This window comes from Kitasatospora sp. NPDC022785 (genome assembly GCF_055561295.1).
Genome location: NZ_JBVHHB010000019.1, coordinates 143,302 through 153,098, shown reverse-complemented (window position 1 = coordinate 153,098; position 9,797 = coordinate 143,302). Strand labels below are relative to the sequence as shown.

At 75.3% G+C, this 9,797-nt stretch carries 10 protein-coding genes and 1 tRNA gene; 6 read left to right on the top strand and 5 right to left on the bottom strand.

The features are described from left to right. The first annotated feature begins 72 nt into the window (after positions 1-72). Entirely contained in the window at positions 73-513 is a 441-nt protein-coding gene (locus ACZ3YO_RS26790; RefSeq protein ID WP_465573990.1) for a carboxymuconolactone decarboxylase family protein, read from the top strand. A gap of 56 nt (positions 514-569) precedes the next feature. On the opposite strand, the gene ACZ3YO_RS26785 is transcribed toward ACZ3YO_RS26790, so the two are convergent. Then, positions 570-1,634 (bottom strand): NAD(P)-dependent oxidoreductase, encoded by a 1,065-nt coding sequence (locus ACZ3YO_RS26785; RefSeq protein WP_465573905.1) that lies wholly within the window; start codon positions 1,632-1,634, stop codon positions 570-572. 575 nt (positions 1,635-2,209) lie between these two features. Between ACZ3YO_RS26785 and ACZ3YO_RS26780 the strand changes: the two genes are divergently transcribed. Next, on the top strand, positions 2,210-2,575 hold the full coding sequence (locus ACZ3YO_RS26780) for a sigma factor-like helix-turn-helix DNA-binding protein (protein WP_465573903.1): 366 nt from the start codon (positions 2,210-2,212) through the stop codon (positions 2,573-2,575). After that, positions 2,575-3,507 (top strand): hypothetical protein, encoded by a 933-nt coding sequence (locus ACZ3YO_RS26775; protein WP_465573901.1) that lies wholly within the window; start codon positions 2,575-2,577, stop codon positions 3,505-3,507. Before ACZ3YO_RS26780 ends, ACZ3YO_RS26775 begins: the two co-directional genes overlap by 1 nt. Positions 3,508-3,604: 97 nt before the next feature. Here the strand turns inward: ACZ3YO_RS26775 and ACZ3YO_RS26770 are convergent, their stop codons facing one another. Continuing rightward, positions 3,605-3,916, bottom strand: a complete 312-nt coding sequence (locus tag ACZ3YO_RS26770) for a hypothetical protein (protein WP_465573899.1) — start codon at positions 3,914-3,916, stop codon at positions 3,605-3,607. 287 nt (positions 3,917-4,203) lie between these two features. Here ACZ3YO_RS26770 and ACZ3YO_RS26765 point away from each other — a divergent pair. After that, positions 4,204-4,284, top strand: a tRNA-Tyr gene (locus ACZ3YO_RS26765). A gap of 49 nt (positions 4,285-4,333) precedes the next feature. Here ACZ3YO_RS26765 and ACZ3YO_RS26760 read toward each other — a convergent pair. After that, positions 4,334-4,636, bottom strand: coding sequence for a cupin domain-containing protein (locus tag ACZ3YO_RS26760; RefSeq protein ID WP_465573896.1), 303 nt, complete (start codon positions 4,634-4,636; stop codon positions 4,334-4,336). Positions 4,637-4,795: 159 nt separating this feature from the next. Between ACZ3YO_RS26760 and ACZ3YO_RS26755 the strand changes: the two genes are divergently transcribed. Next, complete coding sequence (locus ACZ3YO_RS26755; protein ID WP_465573894.1) at positions 4,796-5,095, top strand: YciI family protein; 300 nt, start codon at positions 4,796-4,798, stop codon at positions 5,093-5,095. A 285-nt stretch (positions 5,096-5,380) separates the two neighbouring features. Further along, on the top strand, positions 5,381-7,018 hold the full coding sequence (pgm, locus tag ACZ3YO_RS26750; RefSeq protein ID WP_465573892.1) for a phosphoglucomutase (alpha-D-glucose-1,6-bisphosphate-dependent): 1,638 nt from the start codon (positions 5,381-5,383) through the stop codon (positions 7,016-7,018). A 124-nt stretch (positions 7,019-7,142) separates the two neighbouring features. Here pgm and ACZ3YO_RS26745 read toward each other — a convergent pair whose 3' ends face one another. Together ACZ3YO_RS26745 and ACZ3YO_RS26740 are read right to left on the bottom strand one after the other, a co-directional pair. Then, positions 7,143-8,501: a PASTA domain-containing protein gene (locus ACZ3YO_RS26745; RefSeq protein WP_465573889.1), complete on the bottom strand. Its 1,359-nt coding sequence runs from the start codon at positions 8,499-8,501 to the stop codon at positions 7,143-7,145. 322 nt (positions 8,502-8,823) lie between these two features. Further along, complete coding sequence (locus ACZ3YO_RS26740; protein WP_465573887.1) at positions 8,824-9,732, bottom strand: hypothetical protein; 909 nt, start codon at positions 9,730-9,732, stop codon at positions 8,824-8,826. Between the last annotated feature and the right edge of the window lie 65 nt (positions 9,733-9,797).

The following is a 9,797-nucleotide window of genomic DNA, read 5'->3' as shown; positions in this document are numbered from 1 at the left end:
GGCTCGGCCCCGTCGAAAGAGATGACAGCACCACGGAACAGAGAGAAGGACACCGCTGTGAACGACGCCCGCATGGCCAACCCCGCCGTTGTCATCCCCGAGGCGCTGCCCGCGATCCTGGGCGTGATGAAGGCCGCGAAGAAGGGCGGCGTACCCGAGTCGACCCTCGAACTCGTCCACCTGCGCGCCAGCCAGATCAACGGCTGCAGCTACTGCGTCGTCAGCGGCGTGGCGAGCGCGAAGAGGAACGGCGAGACCGACGAGCGCCTGCACGCCGTCGCCGCGTGGCGGGAGGCGCCCTACTTCACCGACGCCGAGCGCGCGGCCCTGGAGCTGGCCGAGCACGTCACCCGCCTCGCCGACCGGGCCCTCGTACCGGACGACGTCTGGGGCGCGGCGGCCGCTCACTTCGACGAGCGGCAGCTGGCCTCGCTGGTCCTCTGGATCAGCCTGAGCAACTTCTTCAACCGCCTCAACGCCACCACCCGCCAGCCCGCCGGCGCCGCCTGGTGACACCGCCGCGCGGCCGACCCCCCGGAACCGAACGGCGCCGGGGCACGGGCCGCCGGCTACCGGCCGACGCCCACCACCGGGACGCCGTCCGGACGGCCGGCGAGCAGGGCGGCGAGGTGGTCCGCGCACCGCAGGGCGGCGGTGGCCATCGCGCCCCGTGTCATCCCGGCGACGTGCGGGGTGAGCAGGGCGTTCGGCAGGCCGAAGAGCGGCGAGGCGAAGGCGGCGTGCTCATGGGCGAAGGTGTCGACGGCGGCCGCCGCGAGCGGGTGCGCGGGGTCGCGGAGCGCATCCGCCAGCGCCTGTTCGTCGACGATGCCGCCGCGGGCGGTGTTCAGCAGGACCGACCCCGGCCGCATGAGTGCCAGCTCCGCCCGGCCGATCAGCCCGCGGGTCTGCGGGGTGAGCGGCAGGTGCAGGGAGACGACGTCGCTGGCGGCCAGGAGCGCGGCGAGGGTGGGGGCGCTGCGCACCGCGGCCTCGGCCGGGCCACGTGAGAGGGCCTGGACGTCCATGCCGAGGGCGGTCGCCCGTGCGGCGAGGGCCCGGCCGATCCGGCCCAGGCCGAGGATGCCAAGGGTCAGCTCCGACAGCTCCACCGCCGGTCCGGCAGGGGTGCGCCAACTGCCCCGGTGTGCGGCCTCGTTGTGGGCGGGCAGGTCGCGGGTCAGGGTGAGGAGCTGGGCCAGGGCGAACTCGGCGACCGCGTTCGCGTTGGAGCCCGGGGTGTGGGTGACGGTGACGCCGTGGCGGGCGGCGGCGGCCAGGTCGACGTGGTCGGTGCCGGCCCCAGCCCGGCCGACCGCCCGCAGCCGGTGGGCGAGCGCGGGGCCGGTCGCCGCGTCCAGGAATGCGGCACGCAGCGGCACCCCGCCCCGGGACTTGACGGCGTCGTGGCCGAGGCCTCCCCGGACGGTTTCGGCGATCAGGGCGGACTCGTCGAAGGCGTCGAAGTCGGTGAACCCGACCCGGCCCGCCCACGCGGCGCGCACCGCCGTGTGGTCGGCCACCCGGCGGAGGTTGAGGGTGACGGCCAGCCCGTGGCCGACCAACCGCGCCAGTTCCCGATCGAGCAGGTCGCCGGGGGCCGCGTCGAGCAGCAGGATCCGGGGCTGGTGCATGGGGTACTCCCTTCGGGGCATCCGGAGCCGAGCACCCCATGGTGTAAGGCGTGAATGATAGTGGTGGCTCTTACGAGATGTGCCCCGGGGGTGCCCGAGGTCGACGCCTTCCGCGCCCTCCGTACCGCCTCCGGCATGAGCGACCGCCCGGGCCGCGGCGGTGGCCGCCGGCCCGCGGCACACCTGGTACGGCGTCACCGTGTCCACGGGCGTGCGCCGGGAGTGCCCCGGGAGCCCGTCCGCCCGGGCCGGGCATGCCCCCGGGCGCGTCCGGGCGGCCGGGGTGCGGCTGATCAGTCGTTCCCAGCCAGGCCGCGGTCAGCCGATGAAGGGCTGGGGCCGAAGCGGCCCCACGCTACGAAACCGGCCAGTGGCGCGGGCGGGGGCGGTGCGGCGATCGGGTGGCCCCCGGGGCCTCGCACCGCCATACGAGGCCCGGGGGCCCGACTCATGGCCTGACCCGGGCGCAGCAGGCGGGGACGGCGATCGCCGACCCGAAGGCGTACCTGGCCACGTCGGTGACCAGACTGGGAATCAACCACCTGGGTTCGGCGCGGGTGCGGCGGGAGATCTACGTGGGCGACTGGCTGCCCGAGCCGGTCGTCGTGTCCGCCGACCGCCCGGGGCCGGCCGAGCACGCCGAGCTGGCCGACTCGCTGTCGATGGCGTTCCTCGTGCTCATGGAGGCCCTCCCGCCGGTGGAGTGGGCCGTGTTCATGCTGCGTGAGGCCTTCGGGTACGGCTACCCGGACGTGGCGAGGATCGTCGGCAAGTCCGAGGCGAACTGCCGGCAGATCTTCGCCCGTGCCAGAAAGTGGGCGCGGGCGCCCGTGCGCCGTCCCCGAACTTTTGGTTATCCCGGCGGCCCTCACGGATCTCCTGTCTGTCACCGCTCATCCATGCGCTCCTCGCGGCGCGCTGTCACGGGAAAGACCTGCTGATGCCCGCTCCTCATCGTTCGTTCTCCCGCGGCTGGGCGCTGGCGTCCTGTGTGCCGGTTCTGCTGTTCGTCGGGCTCGTCGCATGCGGTTCGTCGTCGCACTCCGGGCATGAGGGCATGCCGGCCACGGGCCACGGTGCGATGGCCATGACGCCCGGCGCGGCGGCCCCGGCCATGCCGGCCATGCAGGGGATGCAGGGGATGCCGGACATGCCCGCGACCGCCCGGGGCCTCGCCGCCGAACGGGACGGCTACCGCCTGGACCCCGAGGCGGCCGGCCTGCCCGCAGACCGGACCGTGGGCTACCGGTTCACCATCACCGGCCCGGACGGCCGGCCGGTCACCGACTTCGCCGTGCACCAGACGAAGAAGCTGCACTTCTACGCGATCCGCTCCGATCTCACCGGATTCCGGCATCTGCACCCGGTGATGGCCGCGGACGGCACCTGGACCGCGGACCTCGCGGCCCTCGCCCCGGGAGACTGGCGCCTGTACACGTCGTTCATCCCGGGCAGCGGCCCCCGCAAGGGCAGCGAACTCGTCCTCAGCCGCACCGTGACCGTGCCCGGCGCGGCCGCCGCGGTGCCGCTCCCCGCCCCGGTCGGCAGCACCGCGGTCGACGGCTACACCGTCACCCTCCGGAGCGAGCCGAAGGCCGGTGCCCACCAGCTCACCGCCACCGTCGGTAAGGACGGCGAGCCCGTCACCGACCTCCAGCCATACCTGGACAGCTACGCCCACCTCACCGCCTTCCACGAGGGCGACCAGGCGCTGGCCCATCTCCACCCGGCGAACGAGGTCGACGGCGACCACGGCGGTCCGACGCTGGTCTTCCAGGCCATGTTCGACGAGGCCGGGAGCTGGCGGGTGTTCCTGCAGTTCCAGACCGCCGGACAGCTGCACACTGCGGAGCTCACGCTGAACGTCACCTGACGCGACGCCGGCCGGGGAGGGCGAGGCCGGGGACGCAGGTGACGGGCGGACGGCCGACCGGCCCAGGCCGACCTGGGCCGACCTGGGCCGGGCGGGGCTACCCGGCCCGGCGGGCCGTCAGGGCCCGGGCGAGCACCTTGGCCCGGAACGGGTTCCGCGGCTCCAGCGCCTCCGCCACCGCGACCGCCTCGTCCAGCAAGGCCCGCCGGACCTGCGGCAGTTCGCGCACCGCGGGCGAGCCGGCCGCCTCGACCAGCACGTAGGCCAGCTTGGACCCGTACACCTCGGGCGCGACCGTCGTCAGCAGCCGGTACACCGACAGCGCGTTCGGCCCGCGCAGCACCCGCCGGTTGGTGGTGAGCAGCATCATCCGCGCCCGCAGCACCGCGTCCTGGTTCACACCGTTCATGCCCTGTTTCCCCCTCGATTCGCCGACTCCTCCCGGCGGCTGGGCAGCACGCCGCGCGCGACGGCGCCCGCGGACGGGTGCCGGCACGGGGGCCGGGGGAGTGGATGCGGACGAGTCTGCGGCCGGCGCCGTACCCGGGGCAAGGAGAATCGGACGTGTCCCGAGTCCTACCGAAACGGCCGCTGACCGGGCATGATTGAGCCTGACACGCTGCTGCGGACCTGACGGCGGTGGCCGGAAACCCTGTTGTGGCGGGTGGGCGGCCGGGGACAGGGTGAAGACGTCGAGGGCGAGCTGGGCACCGGTGAGCCCAAGGGCCCGTAAAGCCCCCGCTTCGGCTGTGACGGTTCGAATCCGTTCCTCGCCCACCTCGCGCGTGCCCGGGTGTCCGCCACCCGGGCACGCGGCCCGGGCGGTTCAGCCCTCGGTCTCCACGATCACCAGAGTGCCCCGGCTCCCCGCTGCGACCGCGTGCGGGACGCCCGCCGGGACGACGTACATCCCCCCGGGCCCCACCGGCACGGAGGCGCCGTCCACGAGCAGCTCCATCCGGCCGTCGAGGACGAGCAGCACCTCGGTCACGTCGTGCCGCTCCTCCGCGACCGGCAGCTCGTCCATCCGCAGCACCTTGACCGCCGTCGGGCCCACCCGGCCCAGGACGCGGGAGCTCCATGCCCGCGGCAGCGCCGCCGCGGCTCCGGGGACGTCGATCCTGCTCATGGCACACCTCTTCCTGCGCGGTCTGCCCGCGCCCGGTGGTCGTCGGGGACGCCGTGAACGCTAGCCGCGCGGCGGGCCCGGTTGGTCGACCGTTCGGTAAAATCCCGCAGTGCCAGGGTGGCTGACGGTGCCTCGGAACGGGCGGTTAGCCTGGGGCACATGTTCGTTCTGGATCTGACCTACACCGCGCCCCTGGACCGTATCGACGCCGTGCTCTCCGAGCACCTGGAGTGGCTGAAGGCGCACTACGCGGCCGGGGCCTTCCTCGCCTCCGGCCGCAAGGTGCCCCGCGAGGGGGGTGTCATCATCGCCGCGGGCGCCGACCGGGCGGCGATCGAGGAGATCACCGGCAGCGACCCCTTCGTCCTGGCGGGCCTGGCCGCGTACACGGTCACGGAGTTCGTGGCCACCAACACCGCCCCGGCCCTGGACTCCTTCCGCGAAACCCTGCCCGTCTGAGCCCTGCCGTTCGAGCCCTGCCCGTTCGAGCCCCGAGCCTGCCCGCCTGAGCCTGCCCGCGTGAGCCCGGAGCCTGCCCGCCGTGAGCCCGGAGCCTGAGCTCCGAGCCCTGAACTCCGAGCCCTGAGTTTCGATCGCCGGCCCCCCGGCCGCCCCTGTGAGCCGTACCCGGCGCCCGCCCGGGTACGGCCACCGGTCGTGTTCTGGTTACGATCGGTGAGCACAGGGCATGGAAGCGCCGGGCCGGCGGGCCGGCGTACGGACAGGGACTGGTGGGAGAGACGTATGGCACACGCACGGGCCGGTCAGCTTGCGCAGCCGGACGACCTGGTGGACGTGGCGCGGCTGGTGACGGCGTACTACGCGCTGCACCCGGACCCGGAGGAGCCGGGCCAGCGCGTGGCGTTCGGGACCTCGGGCCACCGCGGCTCCTCGCTCGACGCGGCCTTCAACGACGACCACATCGCCGCCACCACCCAGGCGATCTGCGAGTACCGAACCGCTCAGGGCATCACCGGCCCGCTGTTCCTGGGCGCGGACACCCATGCGCTCTCCGAGCCGGCCAAGGTCACCGCCGTCGAGGTGCTGGCGGCCAACGGCGTCACCGTCCTGCTGGACAGCGCCGACGGCTACACGCCCACCCCGGCCGTCTCGCACGCGATCCTGGCGCACAACCGCCGCCACCCGCAGGCGCTCGCCGACGGCATCGTGGTCACGCCCTCGCACAACCCGCCGCGCGACGGCGGCTTCAAGTACAACCCGCCGAGCGGCGGCCCGGCCGGTTCCGATGCCACCGGCTGGATCCAGGACCGGGCCAACGCGCTGATCCGGGACGGCCTGCGCGGCGTCAAGCGGGTCCCGTACGCCCGCGCGCTGACCGCCGCGACCACGGGCCGGCACGACTTCCTCACCGCCTACACCGAGGACCTGGTCTCCGTCCTGGACCTGGACGCGATCCGGGCGTCCGGCCTGCGGATCGGCGCGGACCCGCTGGGCGGGGCGTCCGTCGCCTACTGGGGGCGGATCGCCGAGGTGCACCGTCTCGACCTGACCGTCGTCAACCCGGTCACCGACCCGACCTGGCGCTTCATGACGCTGGACTGGGACGGCAAGATCCGGATGGACTGCTCCTCGCCCGCCGCCATGGCCTCGCTGATCGGCCGCCGGGGCGAGTACGCGATCGCCACCGGCAACGACGCCGACGCCGACCGGCACGGCATCGTCACCCCGGACGGCCTGATGAACCCCAACCACTACCTGGCGGTGGCGGTCGACTACCTCTACCGGCACCGCGCCGACTGGCCGGCCGACGCGGCGGTGGGCAAGACGCTGGTCTCCTCCTCGATGCTGGACCGGGTCGCGGCCGACCTCAAGCGCGAGCTGATCGAGGTGCCGGTCGGCTTCAAGTGGTTCGTCGACGGGCTGTTGGAGGGCTCGATCGCGTTCGGCGGCGAGGAGTCGGCCGGGGCGTCCTTCCTGCGGCGCGACGGCGGGGTCTGGACGACGGACAAGGACGGCATCCTGCTCGCCCTGCTGGCCTCCGAGATCACCGCGGCGACCGGCCGCACGCCCAGCGAGTACTACCGTGACCTCACCGACCGCCACGGCGCTCCCTCCTACGCCCGCGTGGACGCGCCGGCCGACCGGGAGCAGAAGGCGCTGCTGGGCCGCCTCTCGCCGGAGCAGGTCAAGGCCGGCGAGCTGGCCGGGGAGCCGATCACGGCCGTCCTCACCGAGGCGCCCGGCAACGGTGCGGCCATCGGCGGCATCAAGGTCTGCACCGAGAACGCCTGGTTCGCCGCCCGGCCGTCGGGCACCGAGGACGTCTACAAGATCTACGCCGAGTCCTTCCGGGGCGACGAGCACCTGGCCCGCGTCCAGGCCGAGGCCCGCGAGCTGGTCGGCGAGGTCCTGGCCGGCTGAGCCGACTGGGCCGCAGGGGCCGACCGGCCCGGTCCCTGCGGCCCGGTCCGGATCGGGGCGGACCGGGCCGGGGCCGATCACGCCCGGGCGAGCCCACCGCCGGCCGTCGGTGGGCTCGCCGCGGTCACCGCGGCCGTGGCCGGTGGGCGTACCAGAGGGTGATCGGCGCGTCGAGGGCCACCGAGGTGCCCTTCGGAGGGTCGGTACGGATGGCCAGACCCTCGGCGACGGTCGTGGTGTCCTCGCTGTAGACGGTCACGGCGGTGAAGTGGGCCGCGCGGAGGGCCTGCTCGGCGTCGGCCCGGCTCAGGCCGGCGACGTCGGGGATCCGCGCCCGGCCGTCCGAGACGTGCAGGGCCACCGTGCTGCCCGGGAGGACCTTGGCGCCCGCCGCCGGGTCGGTGCCGACCACCTGCTGCGCGGGTGTGCCACCTCCCTCCACGACCGTGGCGCGGGAGGCCAGCCCGAGTGCCTTGAGCTTCGCCGCGGCGGCCGCCTGGCCGAGACCGGCCAGATCCGGCAGAACGATCGCGCGCGCCGAGGGTGAAGGCGAAGTCGTGGGGGAGGCTGAACGGGTGGGCGAGGGCGAGGGTTTGCCCTTGTCGCCGCCGTCGGTCCGGGTGCTGCCCGGGGTGGTGGGTGACGGGACGGGTCGTGCCGAGGTGGCGGGCGGGACGGGCGGGTCGCCGCCCCCGTCGGTCTGGCGGCCGAGGCCGAGGACGACCGCCACCGCAGCCACGATCACCACGAGCACGAGCACGAGCACGGCGACGGCCGCGGGCCCGCAGCCGCCGGCGCTCCGGGACGGCGGCCGGGGCTCGGGGACGCGCTGCCGCCCGGGCCGCCCCGGCCGGCCCGGAGCCGTTCGGCGGCCGGGACCGTCCTGACGGCCGGGGCCCGACGGCGGGTCCGGGCGCCCGCCGTCCTGGCCCCGGGAAGGCCCGTCGTCGTCCCTGCCGAGGTCGAGGTCGATCGCGCCCGGGACGTCCACCGCGAACGCGGCACAGGCGGCCCCCTGGTGGGCCGAGGTCGCGACCACCCGGAGCGCGACCCCGAACCGTTCCCACCGGGCGCCGTGCACCTGGCCGGCCAGGTCCGCCCCGGGCACCCCGAACCGCGAGGCGATGTCCAGCCCGGTGCCGAGGTGGTCCGCCGGGAGCGCGTACCGCAGCTCCACCCGGCGGGTGCGGCCGGGCGGCAGCGACGCCTCGACCTCCCGCCGGTCGAAGTCCAGTCGCCCGTCGAGGGGTTCGACCGGTTCGAGGTGGAAGCCGGTGGCCCGGGGGCCGGCGTTGCGGACGACCAGCTCCACCGTGACCGTGCCGCCCGCCTGCCCGTACCGGCGGGGCGGTTCGCACCAGGCCTGGACGCCGGCGTCGGGACCGGCGCGGAGGTCGGTGCCGCAGTACTCGCCCGGGCAGTAGGCACCGAGCCGTTCGGCACCGTCGGTCCGGGTGCCGCACAGGCGGCAGAAGAGCCTCATGGTCCCCCCACGGCTGGTCTGACACAAGCCCTCGCGCCGGCCCGTCCCCGGGGGGCCGCGGTCTCCGCTGCGGGGGTACCCGGCCGGCGAGCGGGGAAACCACCGCTGGCCCACCGCGACCCGGCCGTGACCGATCGACCCCGTACTCGTCATCTCGCCCACGGTCGAGTGCATATGACGATCAGTCAAAGGAGCGAGGCGGACCGGAGATTCGATCCCCGGTCCGGCGGGCCGGTCCACCCGTCCCGGCCGGTCAGCTGCTCGCCCGGGCCGCCCGCCCCCGCCGGGCCGGGCCTCGCCCGGACCCAGGGGCGGTCGGGGCTCAGCCCGCCGGGGCCGGGGCCGGCTGTTCGGCGTCGCCGAAGCGCGCCAGGGTGAGCGCCCCGGTCACCGCGGCCGCGAAGCCGGCGACGGCGAGCGGCGTCGCGTCGTGCCGCGTGTGGTCCCCGAGCACGAGCACTCCGACGACGGCCGGGCCCAGCGTCTCGCCGAGCACCATCGCCGCCGTGGCCGCCGTCACCGAGCCGCTCTGCATCGCCCAGGTCAGTGCGGCGAACCCGCCCAGCCCGGCCACGGCGACCGCGTACGCCGAGGGCTCGACGAGGAGCTCCGGGAGCCGCGGCTCGGGCAGGACCCGCACCGCGACGCCGACCACCCCGAACTGGAGGCCCGCCACCAGCCCGAGCAGCGGGGCGCGGCGGGCCCCGGCGAACCGCACGACCACCCAGCCCGCGCCCGTCAGGACCACCGCGACCAGCAGTACGCCCAGGCGCAGCGCGGTGTCACCCGTGCCCTTGCCGTCCCGCCCGGCCGTGAGGGCGAGCACGCAGAGCCCGGCGCAGACCGCGGCCACCCCGGCCCACTCGCTGCGCCGCAGCCGGACCCGCAGGACGCGGGAGGCCCCGACGGCGGTCACGGCGAGTGCCGAGGCCAGCGCTGCCTCCACCTCGTAGAGCGGCAGCCGTTCCAGGGCGACGAGTTCGGCGGCGAAGCCGAGCATGTCCATGCCGACGCCCACCTGGAAGGGCCACTGCCGGAGCGCGCCGGTCAGCGCGGCGGCCTCGCCCGGGCGGTGGCCGGTGGCGGCCCGGCGGGCGCCGACGGCCTGGAGGACGGTGGCGGTGCCGGTGAGCAGCGCGGCCAGAAGGGCCGAGAGCAGGCCGAGGGGCATGGGCCGACGGTACGGCGCCGTGGTGTGCGGGGTGGTCTGGCGCGCCGTCAGGGCGGTCATCCTGCCGGGTCGTCCTGCCGATCGGCGGGGGCCGATCGACGGGTGTGATTCCGGCCCGGTGACTG